Source organism: Halomonas sp. SL18_1, from assembly GCF_055755715.1.
The window spans coordinates 2,419,559-2,446,195 of sequence record NZ_JBVTRK010000001.1; the positions used below are offsets into that span (position 1 = coordinate 2,419,559).

24 protein-coding genes and 5 pseudogenes are annotated in these 26,637 nt (G+C 67.0%); 20 read left to right on the top strand and 9 right to left on the bottom strand.

Features of this window, described 5'->3' with window-relative positions:
• Positions 1-26: 26 nt before the first annotated feature.
• Complete coding sequence (locus ACSJDS_RS12370; RefSeq protein WP_473033544.1) at positions 27-422, top strand: hypothetical protein; 396 nt, start codon at positions 27-29, stop codon at positions 420-422.
• A gap of 6 nt (positions 423-428) precedes the next feature.
• Here ACSJDS_RS12370 and ACSJDS_RS12375 read toward each other — a convergent pair whose 3' ends face one another.
• The 3 genes from ACSJDS_RS12375 to ACSJDS_RS12385 form a co-directional block, all read right to left on the bottom strand.
• Positions 429-1,025 carry a hypothetical protein gene (locus ACSJDS_RS12375; RefSeq protein WP_473033545.1) on the bottom strand — a complete coding sequence of 199 codons (597 nt, stop codon included), beginning with the start codon at positions 1,023-1,025 and terminating at the stop codon, positions 429-431.
• On the bottom strand, positions 992-2,020 hold the full coding sequence (locus tag ACSJDS_RS12380) for a methyl-accepting chemotaxis protein (RefSeq protein ID WP_473033546.1): 1,029 nt from the start codon (positions 2,018-2,020) through the stop codon (positions 992-994). Before ACSJDS_RS12380 ends, ACSJDS_RS12375 begins: the two co-directional genes overlap by 34 nt.
• Positions 2,021-2,222: 202 nt before the next feature.
• Positions 2,223-3,497: an O-acetylhomoserine aminocarboxypropyltransferase/cysteine synthase family protein gene (locus tag ACSJDS_RS12385; protein WP_473033547.1), complete on the bottom strand. Its 1,275-nt coding sequence runs from the start codon at positions 3,495-3,497 to the stop codon at positions 2,223-2,225.
• Positions 3,498-3,621: 124 nt separating this feature from the next.
• On the opposite strand from ACSJDS_RS12385, the pseudogene ACSJDS_RS12390 reads away from it, so the two are divergent.
• The 7 genes and pseudogenes from ACSJDS_RS12390 (at position 3,622) to ACSJDS_RS12420 (ending at position 10,095) form a co-directional block, all read left to right on the top strand.
• A pseudogene (locus tag ACSJDS_RS12390) lies at positions 3,622-5,363 on the top strand (SulP family inorganic anion transporter).
• Between the two features lie 257 nt (positions 5,364-5,620).
• Positions 5,621-5,773, top strand: a complete 153-nt coding sequence (locus ACSJDS_RS12395; RefSeq protein ID WP_473033548.1) for a hypothetical protein — start codon at positions 5,621-5,623, stop codon at positions 5,771-5,773.
• A gap of 38 nt (positions 5,774-5,811) precedes the next feature.
• Positions 5,812-5,868, top strand: a pseudogene (locus tag ACSJDS_RS12400) (hypothetical protein); the annotation flags it as partial.
• Between the two features lie 298 nt (positions 5,869-6,166).
• Positions 6,167-6,610 carry a hypothetical protein gene (locus tag ACSJDS_RS12405; RefSeq protein WP_473035107.1) on the top strand — a complete coding sequence of 148 codons (444 nt, stop codon included), beginning with the start codon at positions 6,167-6,169 and terminating at the stop codon, positions 6,608-6,610.
• Positions 6,553-6,945, top strand: coding sequence for a hypothetical protein (locus ACSJDS_RS12410; protein WP_473033549.1), 393 nt, complete (start codon positions 6,553-6,555; stop codon positions 6,943-6,945). Before ACSJDS_RS12405 ends, ACSJDS_RS12410 begins: the two co-directional genes overlap by 58 nt.
• Before the next feature lie 409 nt (positions 6,946-7,354).
• A complete protein-coding gene (locus ACSJDS_RS12415) occupies positions 7,355-8,875 on the top strand; it encodes a 3-hydroxyacyl-CoA dehydrogenase (protein WP_473033550.1) in 1,521 nt (506 codons plus the stop codon).
• A gap of 12 nt (positions 8,876-8,887) precedes the next feature.
• Positions 8,888-10,095, top strand: a pseudogene (locus ACSJDS_RS12420) (3-oxoadipyl-CoA thiolase).
• A gap of 123 nt (positions 10,096-10,218) precedes the next feature.
• Here the strand turns inward: ACSJDS_RS12420 and ACSJDS_RS12425 are convergent.
• The 4 genes and pseudogenes from ACSJDS_RS12425 to ACSJDS_RS12440 all read right to left on the bottom strand — a co-directional run bounded on the left by ACSJDS_RS12425 (position 10,219) and on the right by ACSJDS_RS12440 (position 16,314).
• Positions 10,219-12,125: pseudogene (locus ACSJDS_RS12425) on the bottom strand (TRAP transporter permease).
• Between the two features lie 51 nt (positions 12,126-12,176).
• A complete protein-coding gene (locus tag ACSJDS_RS12430; RefSeq protein WP_473033551.1) occupies positions 12,177-13,304 on the bottom strand; it encodes a TAXI family TRAP transporter solute-binding subunit in 1,128 nt (375 codons plus the stop codon).
• Between the two features lie 47 nt (positions 13,305-13,351).
• On the bottom strand, positions 13,352-14,548 hold the full coding sequence (locus ACSJDS_RS12435) for a CaiB/BaiF CoA transferase family protein (protein ID WP_473033552.1): 1,197 nt from the start codon (positions 14,546-14,548) through the stop codon (positions 13,352-13,354).
• On the bottom strand, positions 14,545-16,314 hold the full coding sequence (locus ACSJDS_RS12440; protein ID WP_473033553.1) for an acyl-CoA dehydrogenase family protein: 1,770 nt from the start codon (positions 16,312-16,314) through the stop codon (positions 14,545-14,547). The genes ACSJDS_RS12435 and ACSJDS_RS12440 overlap by 4 nt, the downstream gene beginning before the upstream one ends.
• Positions 16,315-16,447: 133 nt before the next feature.
• Between ACSJDS_RS12440 and ACSJDS_RS12445 the strand changes: the two genes are divergently transcribed.
• The 8 genes and pseudogenes from ACSJDS_RS12445 (at position 16,448) to csiR (ending at position 22,600) form a co-directional block, all read left to right on the top strand.
• Entirely contained in the window at positions 16,448-17,347 is a 900-nt protein-coding gene (locus ACSJDS_RS12445; protein WP_473033554.1) for a LysR family transcriptional regulator, read from the top strand.
• Between the two features lie 49 nt (positions 17,348-17,396).
• On the top strand, positions 17,397-18,113 hold the full coding sequence (locus ACSJDS_RS12450) for an IclR family transcriptional regulator (protein WP_473033555.1): 717 nt from the start codon (positions 17,397-17,399) through the stop codon (positions 18,111-18,113).
• 137 nt (positions 18,114-18,250) lie between these two features.
• Entirely contained in the window at positions 18,251-19,378 is a 1,128-nt protein-coding gene (locus ACSJDS_RS12455) for an MlaE family ABC transporter permease (protein ID WP_473033557.1), read from the top strand.
• Positions 19,372-20,159: pseudogene (locus ACSJDS_RS12460) on the top strand (ABC transporter ATP-binding protein). The gene ACSJDS_RS12455 and the pseudogene ACSJDS_RS12460 overlap by 7 nt, the downstream one beginning before the upstream one ends.
• Positions 20,160-20,164: 5 nt before the next feature.
• A complete protein-coding gene (locus ACSJDS_RS12465; protein ID WP_473033558.1) occupies positions 20,165-20,308 on the top strand; it encodes a hypothetical protein in 144 nt (47 codons plus the stop codon).
• Positions 20,309-20,328: 20 nt separating this feature from the next.
• Complete coding sequence (locus ACSJDS_RS12470) at positions 20,329-21,102, top strand: MlaD family protein (RefSeq protein WP_473033559.1); 774 nt, start codon at positions 20,329-20,331, stop codon at positions 21,100-21,102.
• A gap of 13 nt (positions 21,103-21,115) precedes the next feature.
• A complete protein-coding gene (locus tag ACSJDS_RS12475) occupies positions 21,116-21,706 on the top strand; it encodes an ABC-type transport auxiliary lipoprotein family protein (RefSeq protein ID WP_473033560.1) in 591 nt (196 codons plus the stop codon).
• A gap of 231 nt (positions 21,707-21,937) precedes the next feature.
• Positions 21,938-22,600 (top strand): DNA-binding transcriptional regulator CsiR, encoded by a 663-nt coding sequence (gene csiR / locus ACSJDS_RS12480; RefSeq protein ID WP_473035027.1) that lies wholly within the window; start codon positions 21,938-21,940, stop codon positions 22,598-22,600.
• Here the strand turns inward: csiR and sugE are convergent, their stop codons facing one another.
• On the bottom strand, positions 22,601-22,915 hold the full coding sequence (gene sugE, locus ACSJDS_RS12485; RefSeq protein ID WP_473035028.1) for a quaternary ammonium compound efflux SMR transporter SugE: 315 nt from the start codon (positions 22,913-22,915) through the stop codon (positions 22,601-22,603).
• Between the two features lie 265 nt (positions 22,916-23,180).
• On the opposite strand from sugE, the gene ACSJDS_RS12490 reads away from it, so the two are divergent.
• Positions 23,181-23,402 carry a hypothetical protein gene (locus tag ACSJDS_RS12490; protein WP_473033561.1) on the top strand — a complete coding sequence of 74 codons (222 nt, stop codon included), beginning with the start codon at positions 23,181-23,183 and terminating at the stop codon, positions 23,400-23,402.
• 20 nt (positions 23,403-23,422) lie between these two features.
• Here ACSJDS_RS12490 and ACSJDS_RS12495 read toward each other — a convergent pair whose 3' ends face one another.
• Entirely contained in the window at positions 23,423-24,172 is a 750-nt protein-coding gene (locus ACSJDS_RS12495; RefSeq protein ID WP_473033562.1) for a 5-oxoprolinase subunit PxpA, read from the bottom strand.
• 210 nt (positions 24,173-24,382) lie between these two features.
• Between ACSJDS_RS12495 and ACSJDS_RS12500 the strand changes: the two genes are divergently transcribed.
• The 3 genes from ACSJDS_RS12500 to ACSJDS_RS12510 all read left to right on the top strand — a co-directional run bounded on the left by ACSJDS_RS12500 (position 24,383) and on the right by ACSJDS_RS12510 (position 26,623).
• Positions 24,383-24,820, top strand: a complete 438-nt coding sequence (locus ACSJDS_RS12500; protein ID WP_473033563.1) for a VOC family protein — start codon at positions 24,383-24,385, stop codon at positions 24,818-24,820.
• A 119-nt stretch (positions 24,821-24,939) separates the two neighbouring features.
• On the top strand, positions 24,940-25,923 hold the full coding sequence (locus tag ACSJDS_RS12505; RefSeq protein WP_473033564.1) for a TRAP transporter substrate-binding protein: 984 nt from the start codon (positions 24,940-24,942) through the stop codon (positions 25,921-25,923).
• Positions 25,924-26,065: 142 nt separating this feature from the next.
• A complete protein-coding gene (locus ACSJDS_RS12510) occupies positions 26,066-26,623 on the top strand; it encodes a TRAP transporter small permease (protein WP_473033565.1) in 558 nt (185 codons plus the stop codon).
• The last annotated feature ends 14 nt before the right edge of the window (positions 26,624-26,637 follow it).

The window sequence follows — 26,637 nt, forward strand, 5'->3', positions numbered from 1 at the left end:
TCAGCCTGCTCGAGGCGGAGCATGTCGTGCATGCCACCGGGTTGACTCCGCCGCAGGTGATCGACTCGCTCGGCCTACCGGTGGTGCCTGGCCGTGGCCTGGCCGTGCAGGACACCCTGCAAAGCCCACAGGACCCGGATATATTCGCCGTGGGGGACTGTGCCGCCATGCTCGATCATGCCCTGCCTCGCCTGGGCGTCTATGGCGTCCGACAGGCGCCGGTGCTGCTTCACAACCTGGCCGCCAGGCTGGCATCGCGTCCCCTGCAACGCTATGTGCCCCAGCGCCAGGCCCTGGCCATTCTGGACGTGGGCCAGGGCAAGGGACTCGCCATCCGCGGGCGTTTCTGGTGGGCCGGTCGCCTCAGCCTGGCCTGGAAAAGCCGGCTGGACCGAGGCTTTCTGCGCCAGTTCCGGCGCTGAGCGAGATCAGGCCGCCTCGGGCTGATAGCCGACCCGAAAGCCTCCCCAATGCTTGCCAGCCACGAACACCGGCACCGAGAGGTCATGCATGATCTCGCCAGTGTCGCGCTTATAGGTCTGCAGCAGCAGCGGCTCCTGATGCGTCGCGCAGCGCTGGCCGGTGGGGTCCTCGTAGATCCGCTTACTGCGGCAGAACTTCAGGTCGTGGGCATAGTCACCCTTGGGCGGCTGGCTGACCTTACGATTATGGGTCGGCACATAGCCCCGGCGATCGATGCCGATGGCATAGGCCAAGCCCAGCTCATCGAGCATGGGTTCCTGGATATCGGGAAAGTGCTGGTCGGTGAAGTGGTCATATTCGGCTCGGTAGAGCACGGGGTTGGTGCCGGCAATCGGGATATAGCGCGGCTCGAAGAGGCTGCGCTCATCCAGTTCGCCACGCGTGAGGGCCCCTTCGAGCAGCTTGCCGACCCGCTCGGCGGCACGACGGGCCGCCTGAAGCGCCTGCTGGTGACGCCCCTCTAGGCGCTGCTGGGCCAAGGCGCCGTCCACGGCCTCTGCCGCCTCCATCAGCGCGCGCGCCTGGCAGGCAAGGCCGTGCATGTCCCGATTGCCCTCTTCGGTTTCCGTCTTGAGCGTAGAGAGGTGCCGGCGACACGCTGGGTGTGTCGGTTGGTGTCGTCCATGGCGTCGGCAATCGAGCGAATCTCGCTCTCGACCTGGTCGAAGTCGCCGGTGATCGAGGAGAGCTGCTCCCCGACGCCGTGCATCTCCTTCGCCCGGTCCCCGACCCGCTGCATCAGGTGGCCGATGGTGTCCACCACGCGATGGCTGCTGTCGCCGATATCGCCCACCAGCGCCTCCACGTTACGGGTCGCATCCGCGGTGCGGCCGGCCAGCTGGCGTACCTCGCCTGCGACCACGGCGAAACCGCGGCCATGCTCGCCGGCACGCGCCGCCTCGATAGAGGCGTTCAGCGACAGCAGATTGGTCTGTTCGGCGATCTCCTCGATCAGCGAGGTCACATGACGGACGCTATCGGCCTTCTCGCTGAGCGCGTTGAGTAGCCCCAGCGCCTCCTCAGAGCGTTCCGCCAGGAACTGCATTTCCTCGATCACCTGGGACAGCGATTCGCGGCTGGCATGACCTGCGTCACGAGATCGGCTGGCCAAGGTGGCAACGTTGGCGGCGCTGGCGGCGACCTGCTCGATGGCCGAGGTGATGGCCGTCATGCTCGAGGATGCTTCCCCAACCACGGCTTCCTGACGGTCCAGGCGCTGATCCATCTGATCGGCGTGGTGCGACACCTCGGCAGACGCAATGGCGGTATTACTGGCCCGATCAATCAAGCCGTGGGCCATGCGACGCAGCGACAGGTAATCTCGGGTCGGAGGCAGCCAAGCGCTTAGCCGTCCCGCCTCCAGGGCCTCGGGGCCAGACCGAAACACGCCAACCGCGCCTGACAGCGCGAACAGCGCCCCGGCCAGCGCGCCGCTAGCCAGGCCAGCAGCGGCAATCCCCAGGTCCACCTCGGCTCCCCGACTCAAGACCACGAGCCCGGCGGCGAGTAGCACCGCACCCGCTAGCCACATCAGCATCCGCATAGCGACTCCCCTCGTTGTTATTGATGTGGGAAGCAGCTTACCGCCTTGGCATGCCATGCTGTGTTGTTCTTTCGACTGACAGACTAAAGCCTGACTCAAGTCAGCTCACGCCATGCCGATAGCGTCACGCCTGGTCATAGAGGCGCGCTGCACTGCCACCCGCTCGGTCGGCAGTGCAGGCACTCGCCGTGGCGGCTCAGGACTGACTGGCGGCCAGCGCCTGGTCCAGGTCGGCGATGATATCGTCGACATGCTCGATGCCGATGGAGAGGCGCACCATGTCGGGGGTGACACCGGCGGCCTTGAGCTCCTCGTCGTTGAGCTGGCGGTGGGTGGTGGATGCGGGAATCGACGAGCAGGTCTTGGCGTCGCCGATGTTGACCAGACGCAGGATCAGGCCCAGTGAGTCGTAGAAGCGGGCGCCGGCCTCGCGTCCGCCCTGGATGCCGAAGCTGAGAATCCCCGAGGCCCGGCCGCCCATGTACTCCTGGGCCAGGCCGTGGTCCTTGTGGCCCGGCAGGCCGGCATACTGGACCCAGGTGACCAGCGGATGCGCCTCGAGGTAGCGGGCCACTGCCAGGGCATTGTCGCAGATACGCTCGATACGCAGCGACAGCGTCTCCAGCCCCTGCAGCAGGTTCCAGGCCGCCTGAGCCGAGAGCGCCGCGCCCATGTTGCGCAACGGCACCACCCGGGCCCGGGCGATGAAGGCCGCCTCGCCCACGTCCCGAGTATAGCTCACCCCGTGATAGGAGACGTCAGGCTCGTTGAGCAGCGGGAAGCGCTCGGCATGCTCGGCCCAGGGAAACTTGCCGGAGTCGATGATCACCCCGCCCACGGTGGTGCCGTGGCCGCCGATGTACTTGGTGCCGGAGTGCACCACGATGTCGGCCCCCTGCTCGATGGGGCGCCACAGGAAGGGCGTCGGCACGGTATTGTCGACGATCACCGGCACCCCGTGGCGATGCGCCACCTCGGCGAGCCTGGCCATGTCGACCACGCTGCCGGAGGGGTTGCCGACGCTCTCGCAGAACACCGCCTTGGTGCGCGCATCGATCAGCGACTCGATGCCGGCGAAATCGTCCTTGTCGGCGAAGCGGACCTCGATGCCCTGACGCGGCAGGGTATGGGCAAACAGATTGTAGGTACCCCCGTAGAGTTCGCTGATCGAGACGATGTTGTCGCCGGCTTCGGCGATGGTCTGGATCGCGTAGGTGATCGCCGCCATGCCCGAGGCCACCGCCAGGCCGGCGATGCCGCCCTCCAGCGCCGCCAGGCGCTGCTCCAGCACGGCGCAGGTGGGGTTCATGATCCGCGAGTAGATATTGCCCTCGACCTTGAGATCGAAGAGATCGGCGGCGTGCTGGGCATTGTCGAAGGCGAAGGAGGTGGTCTGATGGATCGGCACCGCCACGGCATTCTGATTGTCATGCTGATAGCCGTGGTGCAGCGCGAGGGTCTCGAGTTTCATGGCGTGTCCTTGTGCGTCGGATGTGTCAGCCGATGCTACCCAACACTCAACCCGGGCACCAATATCGTTTAGTCTCGTCGGATACCGTGTTGCTCGCCTTCCCCTCTCCCGACGACGAGACCGAATGCTCAAGCGCTACCTGCCCATTCTTACCTGGCTGCCCCACTACAATCGCCGGCTGTGCGGCGCCGACCTGCTGGCCGGCGTCATCGTCACCGTGATGGTGATTCCGCAGTCGCTGGCCTATGCCATCCTCGCCGGCCTGCCCGCGGTGGTCGGCCTCTATGCCAGCATCCTGCCGCTGCTGGCCTATACCCTGCTGGGCACCAGCAGCACCCTGGCCGTGGGACCGGTGGCGATCATCGCCCTGATGACCGGCGCTGCCCTGGCGGGGGTAGCCACCCCGGGCACCCCCGAGTACCTCCAGGCGGCGCTGGTGCTGTCGCTGCTTTCCGGGGGATGCTCACCCTGATGGGCCTGCTGCGCCTGGGTTTTTTCACCAATTTCCTGAGCCATCCGGTGATCGCCGGCTTCCTCTCGGCCTCGGGCCTCCTGATCGCCGCCAGTCAAGCGGCCCACCTACTGGGAGTGGACGCCAGTGGCTATACGGTGGCCAGCCTCGGCTTGAGCCTCGCCGGCAACCTCGACCAGACCCACTGGCCGACGCTGGCCATCGGGGCCGGCACCCTGGTCTTTCTGGTCTGGGTGCGTCGTCGAGGCAAGAGCGCACTGCAGCGACTCGGGCTCCCCGGTGAGATCGCGGCGCTGCTGGCCAGGGCGGGGCCGGTGCTCGCCGTGGCGGTCACCACCCTGCTTGCCTGGTGGCTTGCCCTTGACCAGCGGGGCGTGGCGGTGATCGGCGACATCCCGCGCGGGCTGCCCCCTTTACCCTGCCCGGTTTCGAAAGATCCCTGTGGCAGGCGCTGCTGGTCCCGGCGCTGCTGATCAGCGTGGTGGGCTTCGTCGAGTCGGTCTCCATGGGCCAGATGCTGGCCGCCAAGCGGCGCCAGCGCATCTCACCCAACCAGGAGCTGGTCGCCCTGGGGGCTCCAACATCGCCGCCGCCTTCTCCGCGGGCATGCCGGTCACCGGCGGGCTGTCGCGGACGGTCATCAACTTCGATGCCGGTGCCCAGACCCCGATGGCCGGGCTGTTCGCCGCCCTGGGGATCGCCGTCGTCACTCTCGCTCTGACGCCGCTGCTCTACTACCTGCCGATCGCCACCCTGGCTGCCACGATTAGCGTTGCGGTGCTGACCCTCGTCGACATCCCCATGATTCGCCAGACTTGGCGCTACTCCAAGAGTGATTTCTCGGCCATGGCGGTAACCATCATCCTGACCCTGGTCGAAGGGGTCGAAGCCGGCATCATCGCCGGGGTGCTGCTCTCCATCGGGCTCTTCCTGTATCGCACCAGCCGCCCCACAGCGCCCTGGTCGGTCGCATTCCGGGCACCGAGCACTTTCGTAACATCGAGCGCCACGACACCGAAAGCGCCAGCCATGTGGCGCTGCTGCGCATCGACGAAAGCCTCTACTTCGCCAACGCCCGCTACCTGGAGGACACCGTCTATGCCCTGGTCGCCAGCCGTCCCGCGCTGGAGCACGTGGTGCTGATCTGCTCGGCGGTGAACCTGATCGACGCCTCGGCGCTGGAGAGCCTCGATGCCATCAATGCGCGGCTCAAGGACTCCGGTGTCACCCTTCATCTGGCCGAGGTCAAGGGGCCGGTCATGGACCGGCTCAAGCGCAGCGATTTCCTCGATGACATGACCGGTCGGGTGTTCCTCAGCACCTATGCGGCCTGGCAGGCGCTCACAGCCCCCCCTCCCAATCGGCTTGAGCTGCCCCATCCTTTTCGCGCTTAACCCGGCCCTGATTCTCCCGTCACAGAGACGCTCTCCCTTGCCGACCCTCGGGGCGCTCAGGTTCCGCAATACGAAATGTCATTCTGATTTATTGACAGCACCACTGCATGACGCCATGATGACCACACAGATTCAGAACGAATTTTCTTATTGTAAAACAGGAAGGATTCCATGCCCCCGTCGTCCACTATCGGCGCCTGGATGAGCTGGGAGTAATCCAGATCGACCATCCTCCGGTCAACGCCCTGGGCCAGGCCGTGCGCGCCGGCCTGCTGGCGGCCCTCGAGGAGGGGTTGGCCGACGCCCGGGCCCGGGTGCTGGCGGTGGTCGCCGAGGGCCGTACCTTCATCGCCGGTGCCGACATCCGCGAGTTCGGCAAGCCGCCCAACCTCCTGGCTTGCCTGAAGTGATCGCCCGCCTCGAGGCGAGCACCAAGCCGCTGATCGCGGTGGTGCACGGCACCGCCCTCGGCGGCGGCCTGGAGGTGGCTCTGGGCTGCCACCTGCGTATCGCCCTTCCCGGTACCCGGGTCGGCCTGCCCGAGGTCAAGCTAGGCCTGCTCCCGGTGCCGGCGGCACCCAACGCCTGCCCCGCCTCACCGGCATCGCCCCGGCACTGGAGCTCATCACCAGCGGCCGCTTCGCCGACGCCGAGGAGGCCCTTGCCCTGGGCATCCTCGACCGGATCAGCGCGGCGGGGACGCCCCTGGAAGCGGCCCGCGAGGCGGCCCGGGGGTACTGGCCGGCGAGCTCACTGCGTGTCGCACCGGCGAGCTGCCCGCCCCCGATGCCGCCTCCCTGGCCGTGGCCGAGTGCCGCCAGGCCCTGGAGCGAGACCACCCCGAGCTCTACTCCCCCTTCCGCGCCCTGGAGGCGATCGAGGCCAGCGCCCGGCTTCCCCTGGCGGAGGGGCTGGCCCTGGAGCGCCGCCTGTTTCTCGACTGCATGGCATCACCCCAGCGCGCCGGCCTGATCCACGCCTTCTTCGCCGCCCGCTCGCCCCACAAGGTGCCCGGAGTCGAGGGGGCACCGGCGCTGACTCGTTTCGCCCTGCTCGGTGACCATCCGTTCTTCGCGTCGCTCGTCCGCCGGGCCGAGCGCGCCGGTATCACCCTGTCGACGACGGCCGAAGGGGCCGAGGCCTGCCTGCTCGCCCAGCCAGCCATTGCCCGGCGGGCGGGGCGCTGCGCGTGGGCCTCGCCACCCCCGAGGCGGCCGACCGGGCACCCGAGGCCGAGCTGCTGCTGATAGTCCCCGAGGGGAGCCGCTGCGTGGAGCTGGTCGACCTGGGCGCCGGGCCGCACCGCCAACAGGCTGTGGCCCAGACCCTCAAGGCCCTGCGCCTGACGGTGGTGGTCAGCCACAAGGCTAGTATCTTGGCCCGCCTCCAGCAGGCGCTGGACGACGCCGAAACGCCCCGTGAGACCCTGGAACGGGCGGCCCTCGACATCGCCGCGGCGGGACTCGCCTATCGGAACAGTGACATCGATCTGCTGGCCATCGAGGCCCTCGGCTACCCCCGCCACCTCGGCGGGCCCCACTACCAGGCCGCCACTGCCACCAGGACCACAGAGAGCCGCTGACGCACCTCCATTACCCCCCCGAGGTAATACACCGCCCGCCTTGGTCGACACCGCCTGAGACACTGCATCACGACGTCATAGCGGGAGCCTCCACTACTTGCACTGCACCCCGAAGGTTGGACACCCAATCCAACCTTCGGGTGTTTCTGCGAGCAATCGGGTTGCTGGAACTGGCTGGCGCTCTCGTGGATGCGGAACGAGGGCATCGAGCTGCCGATCCAGCAGTTCCTGATCGCGAAGCATGGGCGTTCCTCGGGCAAGGGTGGCAAGTAGACGAATCGCGGCTTATCTGTGTCGCACATCGAAATCAATGTTCGCAAGACAACTTGTCAGCCCCTCTTGCATAGCCTAGGATGGCAGTCAATAAAATAGAATGTAGTTTCGCTATACGGAACAAAGGTAATCCCGCATGACCATCACGCCCGCTCTTCCCTTCCGCACCCTCGGCATCGTCGGTACCGGCGCAATGGGCCGCGGCATCGCCCAGTTGGCCGCCCAGGCCGGCCTCGAGGTCACCCTCCACGACGCCAGGCCGGGGGCGGTGGCCGAGGCCACCACCTTCATCACCGATCTCTGGGCTCGCGGCGTCACCAAGGGCCGCTTGAGCGAGGCGCAATGCGCGACCTACCGGTCGCGCCTCCATGCCGCCGACAAGCTCGAGGCCCTGGCCGACTGCGATATCGTGGTGGAGGCCATCGTCGAGAAGCTGGAAGCGAAGCAGGCCCTGTTCAGCGACCTGGAAGCACTGCTGGACAAGAGAGCCGTACTGGCCACCAACACCTCCTCGCTCTCGGTGACCGCCATCGCCTCGGCCTGCCGGCATCCGGAGCGGGTGATCGGCTTCCACTTCTTCAATCCCGTCCCGCTGATGAAGATCGCCGAGGTGATACCCGGGGTGCGTACCGCCCCTGAGGTAGTCAAGGCGGTAGAGGCCTTGGGCCAGTCCATGGGGCACTTCATTGCCACGACCACCGACACGCCAGGCTTCCTCGTCAACCACGCCGGTCGCGCCTACGGCACCGAGGCGCTGCGTCTGCTCGGCGAGGGCGTGGCCGATACCGCCACCATCGACCGCATCCTGGAAGACCTGGGGCGCTTTCGCATGGGCCCCTTCACCCTGCTCGACCTGACCGGGCTCGACGTCTCCCAGGCGGTGATGGAAGCCATCTACCACCAGTACTACCAGGAGCCCCGCTACCGGCCGTCGCCGCTCGCCGGCCAGCGCCTCACCGCCGGGCTGCTGGGCCGCAAGAGCGGTGAAGGCTTCTATGCCTATACGGAGGGTCAGCCACAGCGCCCCGCCGAGCCCACCCCGCCGACCAGCGAAGCGCTCCCGGTGTGGATCGACCCCGAGGCCGGGGAGGCCCTGGCCGAACTGGTCGCCGCCGCCGGCTGGCCCCTGGACGCGGGCGAACGCCCCGCCGAGACATCGCTCTGCCTGCTGACGCCGCTCGGCGAGGACACCACCGACTGTGCCCTGCGCCAGGGCCTCGACCCCGCCCGCTGCGTGGCGGTGGAAACCCTGGGCGGCCTCGCCGGGCGGCGCTGCCTGATGGCAAGCCCCGCGACCCGGCGAGGCTACCGCGACGCCGCCTGGGCCCTGCTGGGCCAGGACGGCACCCCGGTGAGCGTGCTCAACGACAGCCACGGCTTCGTGCTGCAGCGGGTGATCGCCGGCATCGTCAACGTGGGCGCCGAGATCGCCCAGCAGCGGGTCGCCGAGCCGGCCACCATCGACCGTGCCGTGGAGCTGGGGCTCGGCTACCCCCGCGGCCCCCTGGCGCTGGGCGATCACTACGGCAGCCGGCGCATCCTGACCATCCTCGAGACCCTGCTGGCCGCGACCGGCGACCCCCGCTACCGGCCCAGCCCCTGGCTGCGCCGGCGCGCCCGCCTCGGCCTGCCCCTGACCACCCCCGACCCCTTCTGAGAGGACACCCCCATGCAAGACGCCTATCTCTACGACGGCATCCGCACCCCCTTCGGCCGCCACGGCGGCGAGCTCGCGGCGGTGCGCCCCGATGACCTGCTGGCCCAGGTGCTGGCCACCCTGGTGGCGCGCAACGGCTTCGCCGCGGAGGCCTACGAGGAGGTGCTGGCCGGCTGCACCAACCAGGCCGGCGAGGATTCGCGCAACGTGGCCCGCCACGGCGCCCTGCTGGCCGGCCTGCCTGTCGAGGTGGCCGGCCAGACGGTCAATCGCCTGTGCGGCAGCGGCCTGGCCACGGTGATGGACGCCGCCTGCGCCGTTACCACGGGCGAAGGCGAGCTGTTCCTGGCCGGCGGCGTGGAGTCCATGTCCCGTGCTCCCTATGTGCTGGGCAAGGCCGAGACCCCCTTCGCCCGCAACCAGGCGATGTTCGACAGCGTGATCGGTGCGCGCTTCCCCAATCCGCGGATCGCCCGGGAGTACGGCAACCACAGCATGCCGGAGACCGCCGACAACATCGCCCACGACCTGGGGATCGGCCGCGAGGCCTGCGACGCCTTCGCCGCCGCCTCCCAGGCCCGCTACACCGCCGCCCTGGCCCGTGGCTTCTACGCCGAGGAGCTGCTGCCCACCGAGGTGCCCCAGGGGCGCAAGCAGCCGCCGCGGCTCGTCGAGCGCGACGAGCACCCGCGTCCCCAGAGCGACCTCGAGGCGCTGGCGCGCCTCCAGCCGCTCTTCGAGGCGGGCGTGGTCACCGCCGGCAACGCCTCCGGCATCAACGACGGTGCCGCCGCCCTGATCGTCGGCAGCCGCGCCGCCGGCGAGTGCGCCGGGGTGCGCCCCGTGGGCGTCTCCTGGCCGGCGCCGTGGCCGGGGTGGCGCCGCGGGTGATGGGGCTGGGCCCGGTGCCCGCCTCGCAGAAGGCCCTGGCCCGGGCGGGGCTCGGTCTCGACCAGATGGACCTGATCGAGATCAACGAGGCCTTCGCCATCCAGGTGCTGGGCTGCCTGGAGGGGCTCGGCCTGGCCGCCGACGACTCGCGCCTCAACCCCAACGGCGGCGCCATCGCCATCGGCCACCCGCTGGGAGCCTCCGGCGCCCGCCTGGCGCTCACTGCCCTGCGCCAGCTGGAGGCCTCGGGCGGTCGCTATGCCCTGGTCACCATGTGCATCGGCGTGGGTCAGGGCATCGCCTGCGTGATCGAGCGCCTGGAGGGCTAGGCCTCGGGGCGGGCCCCGCCCGCCCACTTCCTGTGTTCCTTGCCACCACGAACGCCGCCGCCCGAGGGCGGCGGCGTCGTCTTGGCGAGCCAGGCGGAAATCAGCCGGGCCTCTGTTCCCCGCTCACTTCCGGGAGCGATGCCCGGCGGCGAAGGGGCGTGCCAGCCACAGGTAGGCGCCGCCCAGCAGCACCAGGCCGACGAGATCGCTGCGCCACTCCGGATAGATCAGCAGGCCGGCGGCCAGCAGCAGCCAGAGGCGCGGCAGCCAGCCGAGCATCCCGACCCGATAGAGGTAGCCCTCCATGGCCGCCGCCACCAGCCAGATGGCGGTGATCGCGGTCAGTGCCGAGAGCAGGATCCGATCGAGCGGCCCCTGCAGGATCAAAGAGGGATTGAGCACGAAGAGGAAGGGCAGCACGAAGAGCACCCCGCCGAGGCGCACCGCATGCAGGCTGGTGCGGGTGTTGCTCGCCCCCGCCACACCCGCGGCGGTGATCGCCGCCAGCGCCACCGGCGGGGTGATATAGGAGAGCATGCCCCAGTAGAGGATGAAGAGATGGCTACCCAGGGGATCGAGCCCCGCCGCCACCAGCGCCGGCGCCAGCAGGATCGACAGGAAGATATAGCAGGCGCTCACCGTCATGCCCATCCCCAGCACAAAGCTGGTCACCGCCCCCGCCGCCAGCATCAGCGGAATGCTGCCGCCGGCATAGAGGAGCAGCTCCCGGGAGAAGGAGCCGGCCACGCCGGTATAGGAGAGCCCGCCCACCACCAGGCCGATGCCCGCCAGCACCGCCACCAGGTTGCCGATGCCGTGGGCCAACTGGTAGAGGAAGTCGAGCCCCTTGGCGAGACTCAGCCGCTGCCGGCGCCGGAACAGCGAGATGGCCAGCAGCACCAGGGTGGCATAGTAGGGGCGTAGCTCTCCAGGCGCATCACCAGCAGCATGTAGATCAGCACCGCCAGGCTGAGCAGATAGGGCCAACCCTGCTTCAGGGTGGTGAGCACCCGAGGAATCTCCTCGGGACGCATGCCTTGAAGCCCCTGTCGGGCCGCATAGTGGTCCACCTGCAGCAGCAGCGCCAGGTAGAAGAGAATCGCCGGCAGCAGCGCCGCCACCATCACCTCGGCATAGCTGACGCCGAGGAAGGACGCCATGATGAAGGCCACCGCCCCCATCACCGGTGGCATCAGAGTCCCGCCCGTCGAGGAGCAGGCCTCCACGGCGGCGGAATACTCCCGCGAATAGCCGCTGCGCTTCATGGCGGGGATGGTGATGGCCCCGGTGGTGAGGATGTTGGAGACGGCGCTGCCCGAGAGGCTGCCCATGAAGGCGCTGGAGACCACCGCCACCTTGGCCGGGCCACCGCGGCTCCTGCCCATCAGGGCGGTGGCAAAGTTCATGAAGAACTCACCGCCCCCGGTGATGGTCAGGGCGATGCCGAACACCACGAAGCCGATGATCAGGTTGGCCACCACCTGCATGGGCACCCCGATGATGCTCTCCGCCCCCATCACGTGAGCACGGATCGTCTCGTCCAGGGCGAAGGGATTGCTCCAAAGAAAGCCCGGCATATGGCCGGCGTAGAGCGGATAGAGGCCGAAGACGAGGGCCACGGCGAAGATCGCCCAGCCGCCGCAGCGCCGCACCCCCTCCAGCACCAGCAGGATCGTCAGGGAGGCCACCAGGGTCGCCTCGGGCGGCGCGAAGAACTCCCAGCCCTCCTGGGTCATGCGCAGGCCGTTGAGGCCCAGGTAGCCGGCGCAGCCCAGGGCGGCGGCGGCCAGTGCCCAGTCGTACCAGGGCAGGCGATGGGTATCGGCGGCCCTGGCGGGAAAGCAGAGCAGCGCCGCAGCCAGGAAGATGCCGATCAGGTAGTAGAGGAAGGCGTTGCCGAGGGGGTAGAAGCCGAACAGCTTTAGTCCGAAGGTCTGGTTGATGGCCATCAGCAGCCCGGTGAACCCCAGGAGCATCACCACGCCCCGGGAAACGCCCTTCAACCTCGTGTCGTTGTAGGTATCACTCATGGTCAGGGCCCTTGAGAGAAGCGAGCCGGGGCCGAGGCCCCGGCCATGGCGTTACGGGAGCTCGGCGAGGACCGCCTGGCGACGCTCCTCCCAGAGGGTGGCGAAGGCCTCATCATCCAAGCCATCGCCCTCCGCGACGGCCTGCTCCCAGGCCGCCTTCAGCATCTCGAGGCGGTCCAGGCGCGCCTCGTTCCAGGCCTGCATCTCCTCGGTCCAGATCCCCTTCTCTTCCATGTAGCGCACCGCACCGGGATGGAAGGGGATGTCGATGGGCGGCTTGCCGGCGTCCTCGAGGCTCCAGCGATGGATGGCCGCGGTTGCATCCTTGTAGAGGCCATAGGTCTCGTCCAGGGCCTTGACGAACTCGTAGACCTCATCGCCGTTCTTGTCCGCCTGGGTGGCGATGATCGGGTAGCGGTAGGCCAGCATGGTGGCGGGCTCGTCCTCCGACAGGCCGGCACCGATGGTCTCGGTGAACGGCTGGAAGACCGGGGCCACGCGGTTCATGCGTTTCCAGCCCTCCTCGTCATCGACGGGGATGTCGACCCAGCGAATGCCCCGGGCGGACTCCTCCAACTCGTAGAGCTGGCTAACCGTGGTGGTGGTGCAGGTGGCATCGGCGCGCCCCTGAACCAGCGAGCTCATGGCCGCGCTGAAGGTCGGGAACATGACGATCTCGACGTCGTCGCGGTCCAGGTCGGCGAAGGCCAGGATGGCGTCGCATTTGACATTCACCGAGGGGTTGCCCGCCACATAGGCGACCCGCTTGCCCGCCAGATCGGCGAGACCGTGGATCTCGGCGTCGGCGGCGGAGGGCACGCCGAAGGTGGAGGGGCGGCCGGCCACGGCGCGCAGGTCCTGGGGCCCCCAGCGGCGCTCGGCGAAGTCATAGGTGCCTTCCGAAGCGAAGAAGGACTCGGTGGCCAGATAGGCGTAATCGGCACGCCCGCTGACCAAGGGCTGCAGGCGGCCGATCGCCGAGCCGGCGGGCTGGATGCGAATGCGCGTGCCATAGGCACGTCCGAAGGCATCGGCGATGGCCGAGGCCTCGGAGTGGCCGGTGGAGCCCACGTCATAGGCGGTCCAGGTCATGGTGTCGGGCAGGCCCTCGGCCTGGGCGGCACCGATACCGATCAGGGAAGCGGCCATCAGGCCGGTGGTCAGGTTCTTGAGAGTCATGGCGTTGTACCCTGGTTGTTGTTGAGGATAGTGGAAAGGTGCGCGTCTCACTCGACGCGCGATGGGGGGGTCACCCCCTGGGCCTGCAACTCGGCCAGCCTGGCCGGCGCAAGCCCCAGCTCGGCGAGGACCTCCTCGGTATGCTCGGCGAAGCGCGGCGGCGGCCGCCGGTAATGGGCGGGTGTCCGTCCCAGCTTGATGGGCGAGCCGGTCCCCTGGTAGGCACCGATCTCGACGATCATTTCCCGATGGGCGGTGTGCGGGTGGGTCAGGATGTCACGGGTCTCCAGCACCGGGCCGCAGGGTACCCCGGCACGGATCAGGCGTTCGGCCAGGGCCGTGCCGTCCTGAGTGGCCAGCACCGCCTCCAGGGCCTCGCGCAGGGCCTCGCGATGGGTCAGGCGCGCCCCGTTGTCGACGAAGCGCGGATCCTCCGTCAGCTCCAAGCAGCCGAGCAGCTCGCACAGCCTGGCAAACTGGCCGTTGTTGCCCACCGTCAGGAAGAGCGGCCGGGTCGCGGTGCGGTACACCTCGTAGGGCGCGATGTTGGGATGGGCGTTGCCGGTGCGCCGGGGCGCCGGGCCGCCGTAGAAGACGTTGGGGAAGTGCGGGTGCATCAGCGAGAGTCCCGAATCGAACAGCGCCGCCTCGACGAACTGCCCCTCCCCGCTGCGGGCCCGCTCGTGCAGCGCCAGGGAGATCCCGATCACCGCATTGAGGCCGGTGACGATATCCACCACCGGCAGGCCGACCCGCAGCGGTTCACCGTCCGCTTCGCCGTTGACGCTCATCAGCCCGGCCATGGCCTGGATCACCGCATCGTAGCCGGGCAGCCCGCCGAGGGGGCCGTCGGCGCCGAAGCCGCTGATCCGGCAGTGGATCAGGCGCGGAAAGCGGGCCTTGAGGGTCTCATGGCCCAGCCCCCACTTCTCCAGGGTGCCCGGCTTGAAGTTCTCCACCAGCACGTCGGCCTCCTCCAGCAGCTCGAGCAGCAGCGCCCGCCCCGCCTCCTGGCGCAGGTCCAGCGCCATGCCCCGCTTGCCGCGGTTGAGGCCATGGAAGTAGGAGGAGGCGTCCCCCGAGAAGGGGGGGCCCCAGCCGCGGGTCTCGTCGCCGCCCGGCGGCTCGACCTTGATCACGTCGGCGCCATGGTCGGCGAGCACCTGGGTGCAGTAGGGGCCGCCCAGCACCCGGCTCAGGTCGATCACGCGAATGTCGCTCAGGGAGGTGGCAGGCGTGCTCATGCGGTCACCCCCTCGGCGCGCGGCGCCGCTTGGGGCAGGCCCAGCCCATCGATCAGCTGCGCGACCGCCGCCTCGCCCATGGGGGTCTCGGCCAGCAGCTCGGCGAGCCGCGGCGTCGGCGCCTCGTCCACCGCCAGCGGATCCTGGGGCAGCAGCCGGTAGCGCATCACCAGGGCGGCCAGGGCCTGACGGCGGCAATCATCGCCCTGCTGCCCGGCTTCCCAGGCCAGGAAGACCGCCGAGGCGAGGTGATAGAGGGCGCTGGCGATGCGCCGCACCTCGGCCTCGTCGCTCGGATTGGCAGCGACGCGCTCGGCGGCGTGCGCCCCCTTCTCCAACTGGTCGGCGAGCAGCGCCCGCTCGGACTCGCCCAGGGCCGATTCGCCCAGCAGGCGGCGCAGGTAAGTCACCAGCACCGGCAGGGTGCCCTCGCGGCGAATGGCGCGGAAGACGTCCAGGGCGACGATGTTGCTGGTGCCTTCCCAGATGGAGCCGAGGTGGGCATCGCGCAGCACCCGGGCATCCGACCACTCCTCGATGTAGCCGCAGCCGCCGCGCACCTCCATGCCGTCGCCGGCCACCTTGCGGGCGTCGCGGGTGGTGCGGAACTTGATCAGCGGGGTGAGGATACGCAGCAGCTCGGCGGCCTCCGCGTCACCGCCGTCGGCGCGCCGCAGGCAGTCGGCGGTATGGAAGACCAGGCTGCGCCCCTGCTCCGCGGTGAGCAGCATCTTGAGCAGCTGACGCTGCATCAGCGGCAGGTCGATCAGCCGGCGGCCGAAGGCCTCCCGGTGGCGGGCGATGAACAGCGCCTCGTTGACCGCCCGGCGCATCAGCCCGGAGGAGCGCACGCCGTTGGAGAGGCGCGACATGTTGATCATGTCGGTCATGTGCTTGAAGCCCTTGCCCGGCTCGCCTACCACATAGGCCTCGGCGCCCTCCATCACGATCTCGCCGCTGGCCATGGAACGGGTGCCCAGCTTGTCCTTGAGGCGCAGGATGCGATAGCGATTGAGGCTGCCGTCGGGCAGGCGACGCGGCAGCAGGAAGAGCGTCAGGCCGCGAGTACCGGGCTCGCCCCCTTCCGGCCGCGCCAGCACCATGGCCAGGGCGGCATCCGGATTGGAGCAGAACCACTTGTCGCCGTAGAGGCGCCAGACGCCCTCCTCGAGGCGCGCCTCGGTGGTGATCGCCCCCACGTCGGAGCCGGCATCCTGCTCGGTCATGAACATGGCGCCCTGGAAGAGCTGCTCGTCGTCCTGGGAGGTCAGGTGGCCGAGATAGCGCTCGATCAGTTCGTCGGAGCCGAACTTGCGCAGGGTGCGGGTCAGGGAGTCGGTCATGCTCAACGGGCAGCAGAGCCCGAACTCCGCCTGCACGAAGAGATAGGTCAGGCCGTACTTGACGATGGGTGGCAGCGGCTCGGGCCAGGCGAGCACCCCGCCACGGTGGGACATGGCGGCCAGCCCGAAGTGGGAGTAGGCGTAGTGCTCGAGCCGGCGATAGGCGGGATGCTTGTCGATGCGCTGCAGGTCGGCACCGTGGCGGGTGCGCAACTGCAGCACGGGAGGGTGGCGGTCGGCCTCCAGGGCCAGGGACTCCAGCTCATCGCCCACCAGGTCCCCCAGCTCCTGAAAGGCAGGGGCCAGGTGCTCGCGCAACTCGGGTTCCAGGTAGATGGACAGCAGGCGGGCGAACTCGGGGTCCACGGTGAAGGCATTGTGGCCACGGCTGTCGGGAATGTTGCGGTGGATGGACTCGAACACGCTCGTCTCCTCTTTGCGGTCTTGATATTGTATTCCGCATAATAGAAGCCGATTTCGCCCCATCACCAATACCGATTGCCGATGCTACGATAGCATTTGCTATATCGTCGATCATCCCACCAAGGAGGTGCCCATGGCCCTGACCTTTCGCCAGCTGCGCTACTTCCTGGTGCTCGCCGAGGAGCTCCACTTCGGTCGCGCCGCCCAGCGGCTGCACATCTCCCAGCCGCCGCTGAGCGCCAGCCTGCGCCAGCTGGAGGAGGAACTCGGCGTGCAACTGCTGGCGCGCAGCAGTAAGCACGTGGCCCTGACTACCGCCGGCGAAGCCTTCCAGCGCCAGGCGCGCCGCCTGCTGGAGGATCTCGAGGAGTCCCGCGCGCTGGTGCGCCGCATCGCCGACGGAGCCTCGGGGATACTCCGGGTCGGCTTCACCCCGGCGATGCTCTTTCGTCGCCTGCCTCAGGCCCTCCAGGCGCTACAGGCCGCCCACCCCGGCATCGAGATCCAGCTGCTGGAGCGCAACTCCGCCGACCAGGTTCAGGGGCTGGAAACGGGTCAGTTGGACATCGGTTTCATCCACGCCATGCCGCTGCCCGAGACGCTGGCCACCCTGACGCTCGCCGACGAACCCTTCCTCGCCTGCCTGCCGCGCCACCACCCCCTCGCCTCACGAAGCTCGCTGAGTCTGCGCGACTTGGCCGGCGAGCCCCTGGTGATGTTCCGCCGCGACCTCTCGCCCCACTACTACGACCGGATCCTCGGCCTCTTCCTTGTCGCCGACCTGAAGCCCACCATCACCCACGAGGTCTCCCAATGGCTGACCATCGTTGCCCTGATCGCCCACGGCATGGGGGTGGCCCTGGTGCCCGCGGCCCTGGCGGGCACCCACTTCTCCAACGTGATCTTCCTGCCCCTCGGCGACGCGACCCTTCGCCACCAGTCCCAGTGCGTCTGGCTCGAGGCGAAAGAAGCCCCCAACCGCGACCTGCTGATCGATATCGTCAGGGAGATCGGGCAGGCAGACGGCGTCTGATATGCGATACTAGATTCCGAAATATTCGACTTAGCCCTGGATAGATCTGATGACACAGACGATGCCCCGTGACGACGAGCCGGAACAGGCCGTCAAGGACCGTAACTTCGTCACCGCCCTGGCCCGCGGCCTGGAGCTGCTGCGCGCCTTCGGCGCCGGTGAGGAGTACCTGGGCAATGCGGATCTTTCTAACCGCACCGGCATCCCGCGCCCCACGGTGTCTCGGCTCACCTACACCCTGACCCAGCTCGGCTATCTACAGCGCAACCCCGATATCGAGAAGTATCGCCTGGGCGCCGGGGTGCTCGCGCTGGGCTATCGCTACCTGGCCAATATGGGCATCCGCGATCTCGCCCGCCCTCACCTGCAGCGTTTCGCCGACTCCACCGACTGCAACGTCAGCCTTGGCACCGCCGATCGCACCTCCATGATGTACCTGGAGACCTGCCACGGCACCGGACCACTTATCATGCGGCTCGAAGTGGGATCACGGTTACCCATTGCGACATCGGCGATGGGCCGCGCGTGGCTCTGTGGTATTTCGGCCGAACGGCGTCAGCAAGTTCTAGAAGAACTTGCTGAGATCCACAAAAGTGACTGGGCCATGATCAAGGCCGGTATCGATAAAAGCCTGGCGGAATATCAGAAATACGGTTTCTGTTTATCTGAAGGTGATTGGCAGCCAGAAGTCAGCGCTGTGGCTCTGCCGCTGGTGTTGGAAGGCGGCGCCGAAGTGCTGGCGATTAACTGTGGGGATCTCGCCTGAGGCTGACCCACGACAAGCTGGTAGAGAACCTGGGGCCGAGACTCAAGGCAGTGGCGAACGATATCATCAAGGCCTTGGAGCCAACGCAGTAATGCTCATGGAAGAAAATGGCCTGTTCAATAAGGAAGCGCCTTGCCATGCTTTCAACAAACGTCGCCCCCGGCCGCCTGGAGATCGATGATGGCCGACTGCTGATCACCGGCAGCTGGACCCTGGCGCATTACGCTGCGCTCAAGGACCAGCTGCGCCGTTATGGCTCCACCGACTGGACAAAGGCGGAGCTCTCCGGCATCGAGGGCCTGGACACCTCCGGTGCCGTGCTGCTGGTCGAGCTGCTCGGGGCGCAGCGGATGCGTCGAGTGGGCGACTGGGCCCCGACGCTGCCCGCCGCCCAGCAGGCGCTGCTGGTGGCAGTCGCCGAGGCCATGCGCGAGCCGCTGGACACTGACCCGCCGTCGGTCTTCCCACCGCTGGCTGCCCTGGCCGATCTCGGCCGACAGGTCGAGGGCCTTTGGCAACAGCAGCTTCAGCTGATCGGCTTCATCGGCGTCACCCTGGCCAGTCTGATGGGCAGCCTGCTGCGCCCGCGCCGCTGGCGCATCACCGCGCTGGTGGCCCAGCTGCATCAGACGGGCCTCAACGCCATTCCCATCGTGGCGCTGCTGACCTTCCTGGTCGGGGCCGTGGTGGCCTTTCTCGGTGCCACCGTGCTGCGCGACTTCGGGGCTACCATTTACACGGTCAACCTGGTGGCCTACTCCTTCCTGCGCGAATTCGGCGTGCTGCTGGCGGCCATTCTGCTGGCAGGGCGCACCGCGAGCGCCTTTACCGCCCAAATCGGCGCTATGAAAGCGAACGAGGAACTCGATGCCATCCGTACCCTGGGGCTGAGTCCGGTGGAACTGCTGGTGTTACCCCGCGTGCTGGCCATGATGGTCAGCCTGCCGATCCTGACCCTGATCGGGATGCTCAGCGGCATGCTGGGCGGTGCCCTGGTATGCAGCCTGGCCCTGGAGATCCCCCTGGCACAGTTCCTGGCCATCCTGCAGCGCGATATCCCGCTCACCCACTTCCTGGTCGGCCTCGCCAAGGCGCCGCTGTTCGCTTTTCTGATCGCGGTGATCGGCTGCCTGGAGGGCTTCAAGGCCGCCGGCAGCGCCCAGTCAGTCGGGGAGCACACCACCTCCAGCGTGGTGCAGTCGATCTTCATGGTGATCCTGCTGGATGCCCTGGCGGCGCTCTTTTTCATGGAGATGGGCTGGTGAGCGACGACAACGAGGCGGTCATCGAGGTGCGCGATCTGGTCAACCGCTTCGGTACCCACTGCGTTCACGAGAACCTGGACCTGGACATTTACCGGGGCGAGATACTCGGCGTGGTCGGTGGCTCGGGCACCGGCAAGTCGGTCCTGCTGCGCAGCATCGTCGGACTCAAGCGCCCCGATGCCGGCACGATTCGGGTACTCGGCGAGGATCTGCAGCGCCTTTCGGCCGCTCAGCGATCACGCGTGGAGCGCCGCTTCGGCGTGCTGTTCCAGCGCGGCGCCCTGTTCACCTCGCTCAACCTTCAGGAGAACGTGGCCCTGCCGCTGATCGAACATGGCGGACTCACCCGCCTCGATGCCGAGCATCTGGCCCGGGTCAAATTGGCCCTGGTCGGCCTTTCCCCCAGGCGGCCCGGCTCGCCCCGGACGCCTTGTCTGGCGGGATGGTCAAGCGTGCGGCCCTGGCCCGCGCTCTGGCCATGGATCCTGAGGTGCTGTTCCTCGACGAGCCGACGGCCGGCCTGGACCCCATCGGGGCCGCCGCCTTCGACCGCTTGCTGCAGACCCTGCGCGACGCCCTCGGGCTCAGCGTCTTTCTTGTCACCCACGATCTCGATACGCTGTACAGCACCTGCGACAGGGTGGCGGTGCTGTCGAACCGACGGGTACGGGTTGCCGACCGCCTCGCGGTGGTCGAGGCCACTGATGACCCGTGGATCCGCGATTACTTTCATGGCCCCCGGGGACGGGCAGCCAGCCAGGCCGCGCAGCGACAGGAGTGACCCCCATGGAAACCCGTGCCCACCACGTCATCATCGGCTTGTTTACCGTGCTGGCCGCCGCCGGCGGGGTGCTGTTTGCCGTCTGGCTGGGCAAGGCACCGCCGACCGGGATTTCGCCCACTACGAGGTATTTTTCGATCGCTCGGTAAGCGGGCTGAGCGTCGGCAACGTGGTGGAGTACAGCGGCGTGCGCGTCGGCGATGTCACCGACCTGCGACTCGACCCGACCGACCCTCGCAACGTGCTGGTCCGTATTCGGGTCCAGCGCCACGTGCCCATCAAGCAGGACACGCGGGCGCGCTTGGCGCTAGCCAATATCACCGGCAGCATGTCCATCCAGCTGCACGGCGGCACCCCGGAGAGTCCTCCTCTGCTCGCCGAGGGAGACAGGCCGCCGCGCATCGTGGCCGACCCGTCGCCGATCTCCGCCCTGCTCGACGACAGCGAGGAGATTCTTGCCAACGTCAACAGCGTGCTGGCCGGCCTGGATGCACTGCTCTCGGATGAGAACACCGCCAACGTGACCCGGATCATCGCCAACCTCGAACGCACCAGCGCCCAGCTGGCGGCGCTGGGGGGCGGATCCTCACAGCTGATGGAGCAGCTCGATGCCCTCCTCGACGAAGCGATCCAGGCCATCGGCGAGCTTGGCGAGCTGACTCGCCAGACCGGCAGCCTGCTCGAGGGCCAGGGAGAGCGTATCGTCCTCGGCGCCCGCGAAACCACCGAGAGCCTCGCGCGCACCGCCCGACGCCTCGAATCGCTGCTGGCCGATCATCAGGGCGCCCTGGAGAGCGGCATGCAGGGCATTCAGGGGCTGGGACCGGCCTCCGCGGAGCTGCGCCGCACCCTGGGCACCCTGAACCGTATCGTTCGCCGTCTCGAAGAGAGCCCCGCCGATTTCCTGATGGGCCGCGACGGCATCGAGGAATTCTCGCCGTGAAGGAACCGTCCCGATGAAACCACTGGCCATCGCCTCGCTGCTGCTCACGGCTTCGCTGCTCGCTGCCTGCAATCTGGTACCGACCCGAGAGCCGGCCAGCCTCTATACCCTACCCGCCGAGCCGCTGTCCGCCGGCGCTGCAGACGGCACCGTTGCCGAAATGACCCTGCACCTAGTCACCCCGCAGGCCGGACGTTTGCTCGACGGTACGCGGATCGTGGTCCTGCCCGAACCCCACCGGCCCAGCGTCTATCAGGGCGTCCGCTGGGCCGATGACGCGCCGGTCTTGCTGCGCGACCGCCTGCTGGATGGCTTTCGCGAGGATGGCCGGCTGTCACGCCTTACCCACGGGGCGTCATCCCTTTCCAGCGATCTGACCCTAGCCAGCGACCTGCGCGCCTTCCAAAGCGAATACGAAGCCGACCTGCCCGAAGGGGTGGTGACCCTCGACGTCCGACTCGTCGAGACACGCTCGCAGCGACTGCTGGCGAGCCAGCGCTTTCCCAGCGGCAAGTCGCCGACAGCACCGAGATTGGCGAGGTCGTCGAGGCCCTGGGGATCGCCGCCGATCGCCTCGCCCGGGAACTGGTGGACTGGACGCTGAACGAGGCCCGCCAATATCCCTAGCCGCCTGTCGGACTTAACGCCAAGCCGAGCCTTCTCGCGACGATCGGTCAAATCCGACAGGCGGCTAGTGCAAGAGAGAAATATCCACCCGATTCAAGAGAATCGAAGTCCTGTGGCAACATCGACGGTTACCGGGACACCCCACAATTCGTTATCATGCTCGGTAAATTGAAGGAATACCGACCATGGACATCCCCCCCGCCAGAACCTGGGCATCACGGCCTACCGCTGCCTGAAGCACGACATCATCCGCGGCGTCTTCCAGCCGGGCGAGAAACTGCTGATGAGCGGACTCAAGGAACGATACGATCTGGGCATCGGCCCGCTGCGCGAAGCGCTCTCGCAGCTGGTGGCCGAGCGCCTGGTGGTAGCCATCAGCCAGCGCGGCTATCGCGTTGCCCCCATGTCGCTGGCCGAACTCCACGACCTCTATGACGCCCGGGCTCAGCTCGAAGGACTGATCCTGCGACTCGCCATCGAGCGTGGCGACGATGGCTGGGAGGCCGATATCCTGGCCAAGGCCCACACCCTGGCCAAGGTGATGGAGGTGAACACTCCCGACGAGCTTCTCGAGGTCTGGGATACCCGCCACAAGGCGTTTCACACCGCCATCGCCAGCGGCTGCAATTCCCCGAACCTGCTACAGGTGCGTGAAGGTCTGTTCGACCAGGTCGAGCGCTACCGCCATCTCTGGCTACGCGAGACCGTGTTCTCCGAGGCCGCGCTGGAACGCAAGCGCCAGGAGCACGCCGCCCTGGTCGAGGTCATTCTTCAGCGCCAAGCCGACCGAGCCTCCACCATGATGCGCGAGCATCTGATGACCCCGGTGCCCATCATCACCGAGGTCATGCAGCGCCAGGGGCTGGCCTGATCAGCCGGCCAGCTTGAGGCCCACCAGCCCGGCCAGGATCAGCACCAGGCTGAGCAGGCGCAGCGGCGAGGCGCTATCGCCATAGATCAGGATGCCAAGCAGCACCGTCCCCACCGCCCCGATGCCAACCCAGACCGCGTAGGCCGTGCCCACCGGCAGCACCTTCATGGCCTGGGCCAGCAGATAGAAGCTGGCCACCATGGCCATCAGCGTCAGGATCGAGGGAAGTGGGCGAGTGAACCCGTGGCTGGCCTTCAGACCCAACGCCCAGGCGACTTCCAGCAGACCGGCGACGACGAGCAGCATCCACGCCATGTTCATGTGTTGGCACTCTGTTTGAGCGGGGTCGTCCCCGATGGCGGCAGCGCTTACCGGGTCGTCCCGGCAGCAGAGGCTTGGTGCGGCATCCTCTCACACCCGTGCAGCAGGTCAAGGCGCGCCCCGTCATCGCACTGTCACCGGCGTCAGGCAGACTCAAAAGGTGACAAACTCAAACATGCGTTTTATCTTGATTGCATAGCCAGCGTCTCTTGCCCCCGCTGACGGGCTGCCCAGGAGGCCGCGCCAGGGAGATCACCACATGCCACATCTGCTGCGTTTATCTCACGACATCGAAGCCCGCCTCGAACGGCTCTGCCAGCAGTCCGGCATGAGCAAATCCGTGCTCATCGAACGCTGCATCGCCGCCGGTCTGGCCGACTTCGAAAGCCAGCTGCTCGTCGAGGGTGCCGACAAGCGGCCCAACACGGGCGACACTCCGACCCTCGACCAGGTACTCCGGGAAAGCGGGCTTGGCGCCTGATGGCGACCGCGTGCCAGCTCTCAGCTATCGAGCTCGCTAAGGGCACGGCGTATGGCTCTCACGGCGGCCACCGATTCGGGGTTGTCACCGTGCACGCATAGTGTATCGCAGGGCAGGTCAAGCTCGGTGCCATCGCTGGCCGTCAGGGTCTCCCCACGGGCCAATGTCACGGCCTGGGCCACGATAGCCGCCTGATCATGATGCACCGCGCCCGGCAACCGCCGTGACACTAAGTGCCCTTCGGCATCATAGGCGCGGTCGGCGAAGGTCTCGAACCACAGGGTGATTCCCATCTCGTCGGCCAGCGACCGGTAGGGCTCAGGCTCGGCGGTGGCCATGACCATCAGCGGCAGGGTGGCATCATAGGCACGCACCGCCGCCATGACCGCACGCAGTAGCGACGGATTCCGGGCCATGTCGTTATAGAGGGCCCCGTGGGGTTTGACATAATGCAGGAGTGTGCCTTCCGCCTGACAGATGCCCGCCAGGGCCCCCACCTGGTAAAGCACCAGATCCTCGACCTCCTGCGGCGAGCAGGCCATGGAGCGACGGCCGAATCCCATCAGATCCGGATAGGCCGGGTGGGCACCAATCCGCACCCCGTGTCGGGTCGCCAGGGAGACGGTGTGCCGCATGACATGGGGATCGGAGGCATGAAAGCCACAGGCGATATTGGCGCAGTCCACGTAGGGCATCACCTCGGCATCCAGCCCCATGGTCCAGCTACCGAAACTCTCGCCCATGTCACAATTCAGCAGGGGAATGGCCATGACGACTCCTGATGGGGTAACGGTCGGCGGGATGATCCATCCAGTCCAACCACTATAATGGATCACGCCCGCCCGGCGACAACCGTTTTGGCGGAACTATCGCTCCGGCATGCGGGGGCTGGCCTGAACAAGCGGTTGACGGCAGCCTATTCGGGGATTATCACTGGGAAAGGTCAATAACCAACACAATAGCCTGACTCAGGAGGCACCATGGCCGTTACCGATCCCTTCCACCTGGCCGTCCAGGTGCGCGACATCGATGAAGCGCGTGACTTCTACGGCCGTTTTCTCGGCTGCCCCGAGGGACGCTCTTCGGACAGCTGGGTCGATTTCGATCTATATGGTCATCAATTCGTCTGCCACCTGAACCCCGCACTCAAGGAGCAGCCGGTCAGCAGCCACAAGAACCCGGTAGACGGCCACGGCGTACCAGTCCCTCACTTTGGAGTGGTCTTGGAAATGAAGGCATGGGAAGCGCTGGCCGAGAAACTCCGCAATCACGGCGTGCGATTCGAAATCGAGCCCTATATTCGTTTCCAGGGGGAACCCGGCGAACAGGCCACCATGTTTTTCTACGACCCCTCCGGCAATGCGCTGGAGTTCAAGGCCTTCAAGGATCGCGACGCCCAACTGTTCAAGAAGACTTGAAACGCGGCGCAACAAGTCGAACCCACCGAGCAAGATGCCCGAATGGTGCCAGGGAGTTGGCACAGGGCAATGCATGACCCTCAAGACCCACAATCAAATCCCACAAGAGGTCCGAGCTCATGACCAAGCACAACGTCACCCCGCTGCTGCTAGTGGCCGGCCTGGCCGCAGCCACCAGCGCTCAGGCCATGGAATGGAACATGGCCACCCCCTACGGCGATGCCAGCTTTCACACCCAGAACGTCAAGCAGTTCGCTGAAGACGTGGCCGAGGCCACCGATGGTGAACTTCGCATCAACGTACACAGCGGCGGTTCGCTGGTGGCACATGGGGAGATCAAGCCCTCGGTGCGCCGTGGCACCATCGATGCCGGCGAGATTTTCCTCTCGGTGCTGTCCAACGAGGACCCAATCTTCGAGATCGATACCCTCCCCGGGGTTGCCGGCAGCTACGAGGAAGCCTTTGCTCTGTGGCAAACCACCAAGCCCATGATCACGGAGCTGTTTGCCGACGAAGGACTGATGCCGCTCTATGCCGTGGCCTGGCCCGCCCAGGGGATCTACACTGACTTCGCGCTGGAGAGTGAAGATCAGTTCGAAGGCCTTAGGGTGCGGGCCCCCAACATCAATACGCAACGTTTCGTACAGAATCTAGGCGGAAACCCAACCGAAACCGAGGAGTCGGACATTCCCACGGCGTTCAGTACCGGCCGCGTGGATGCCATGATCACCTCGAGCGCCACCGGCAATGCAATGACCGCCTGGGATTACATTTCGCACTATACTGACGCCAATCTTTGGCTGCCCAAGAACATCGTATTCATCAACCAGCGTGCATTCGATCGTCTCGATGAAACAACACAGCAGGCGCTGCTCGACGCGGCCGCACGTGCCGAGGAACGGGGCTGGCAGATGAGTCGTGATAACAATGAAGCGAGCCTCCAGGCGCTCCAAGACAACGGCGTAACGGTCGCAACACCTGATGACGAGGTGGCAGACGCCTTGCAGGCCGCGGGCGACCAGCTGTTCGCCTCCTGGCAGGAGCGAGCCAGCGATGAGGCCCTGGCACTGCTCGAGGCCTATCGTTCAAGCCTCGATGACTGACCAGACCGGGACGCGGTGCGACGCACCGCGTCTGTTCCCTGCACTCTCAATGGCGTCGCGCGCTTGATGGCCCGGACACCCTGCCGGCTCACCTGCGTCGATCACGTCGGTTTAGTCCTGCCCTGGAGTCAGGAGCTCCCACATGAATTTCAAGCTTGCGCTGCTCTACCGCCTCGGCGCCTGGGGGGCGGCGGCCTGCATGGTGACGATCTGCACGCTGGTGGCCATTCAGGTCTCCTTTCGGGTCCTCGATGCGCTGCTGGTGCTGGTGGGCCTGCGTCGGCTAGGACTGAGCATCACGGGCGTTTCAGAAATCGCCTCATACCTGCTGGTCGGCGCCACCTTTCTGGGGTTGGCCTATACCTTCGTGCACCATGCCCATATTCGCGTGACCCTGCTGATAACACGCCTACCCGCTAGAGTGCGGGTCTGGTTCGAAGTGTTCGGCCTGATCGTGGCGCTGACGATCAGCCTGCTGCTGGGCCATGGCCTGATCACACTGATAGGGGAAAGCCTGCACTTCCGAGATGTCTCCTCCGGCTTCCTGTCGATCCCGCTATGGATCCCCCAGGCCGTGCTGGCAACCGGCGTTGGCCTGCTATGCCTGGCCCTGGCCGAAGCACTGCTGATGACGCTGCGTATTGCCCTACGCGATCCCGCGAGCTTTCGCGAAGCCACTGACGATAGTCACCAACCATGATCGCCGCCGATCCG

Coding starts and splice junctions, on each gene's coding strand:
- sugE (WP_473035028.1), bottom strand. CDS start 22,915: ATGGCGTGGATGCTGCTCGTCGTCGCCGGTCTGCTGGAAGTCGCCTGG.
- ACSJDS_RS12510 (WP_473033565.1), top strand. CDS start 26,066: ATGAATTTCAAGCTTGCGCTGCTCTACCGCCTCGGCGCCTGGGGGGCG.
- ACSJDS_RS12475 (WP_473033560.1), top strand. CDS start 21,116: ATGAAACCACTGGCCATCGCCTCGCTGCTGCTCACGGCTTCGCTGCTC.
- ACSJDS_RS12380 (WP_473033546.1), bottom strand. CDS start 2,020: ATGCTGATGTGGCTAGCGGGTGCGGTGCTACTCGCCGCCGGGCTCGTG.
- ACSJDS_RS12505 (WP_473033564.1), top strand. CDS start 24,940: ATGACCAAGCACAACGTCACCCCGCTGCTGCTAGTGGCCGGCCTGGCC.
- ACSJDS_RS12385 (WP_473033547.1), bottom strand. CDS start 3,497: ATGAAACTCGAGACCCTCGCGCTGCACCACGGCTATCAGCATGACAAT.
- ACSJDS_RS12445 (WP_473033554.1), top strand. CDS start 16,448: ATGGCCCTGACCTTTCGCCAGCTGCGCTACTTCCTGGTGCTCGCCGAG.
- ACSJDS_RS12375 (WP_473033545.1), bottom strand. CDS start 1,025: ATGCACGGCCTTGCCTGCCAGGCGCGCGCGCTGATGGAGGCGGCAGAG.
- ACSJDS_RS12455 (WP_473033557.1), top strand. CDS start 18,251: ATGCTTTCAACAAACGTCGCCCCCGGCCGCCTGGAGATCGATGATGGC.
- ACSJDS_RS12450 (WP_473033555.1), top strand. CDS start 17,397: ATGACACAGACGATGCCCCGTGACGACGAGCCGGAACAGGCCGTCAAG.
- ACSJDS_RS12495 (WP_473033562.1), bottom strand. CDS start 24,172: ATGGCCATTCCCCTGCTGAATTGTGACATGGGCGAGAGTTTCGGTAGC.
- ACSJDS_RS12415 (WP_473033550.1), top strand. CDS start 7,355: ATGACCATCACGCCCGCTCTTCCCTTCCGCACCCTCGGCATCGTCGGT.
- ACSJDS_RS12430 (WP_473033551.1), bottom strand. CDS start 13,304: ATGACTCTCAAGAACCTGACCACCGGCCTGATGGCCGCTTCCCTGATC.
- ACSJDS_RS12435 (WP_473033552.1), bottom strand. CDS start 14,548: ATGAGCACGCCTGCCACCTCCCTGAGCGACATTCGCGTGATCGACCTG.
- ACSJDS_RS12465 (WP_473033558.1), top strand. CDS start 20,165: ATGGAAACCCGTGCCCACCACGTCATCATCGGCTTGTTTACCGTGCTG.
- ACSJDS_RS12490 (WP_473033561.1), top strand. CDS start 23,181: ATGCCACATCTGCTGCGTTTATCTCACGACATCGAAGCCCGCCTCGAA.
- ACSJDS_RS12500 (WP_473033563.1), top strand. CDS start 24,383: ATGGCCGTTACCGATCCCTTCCACCTGGCCGTCCAGGTGCGCGACATC.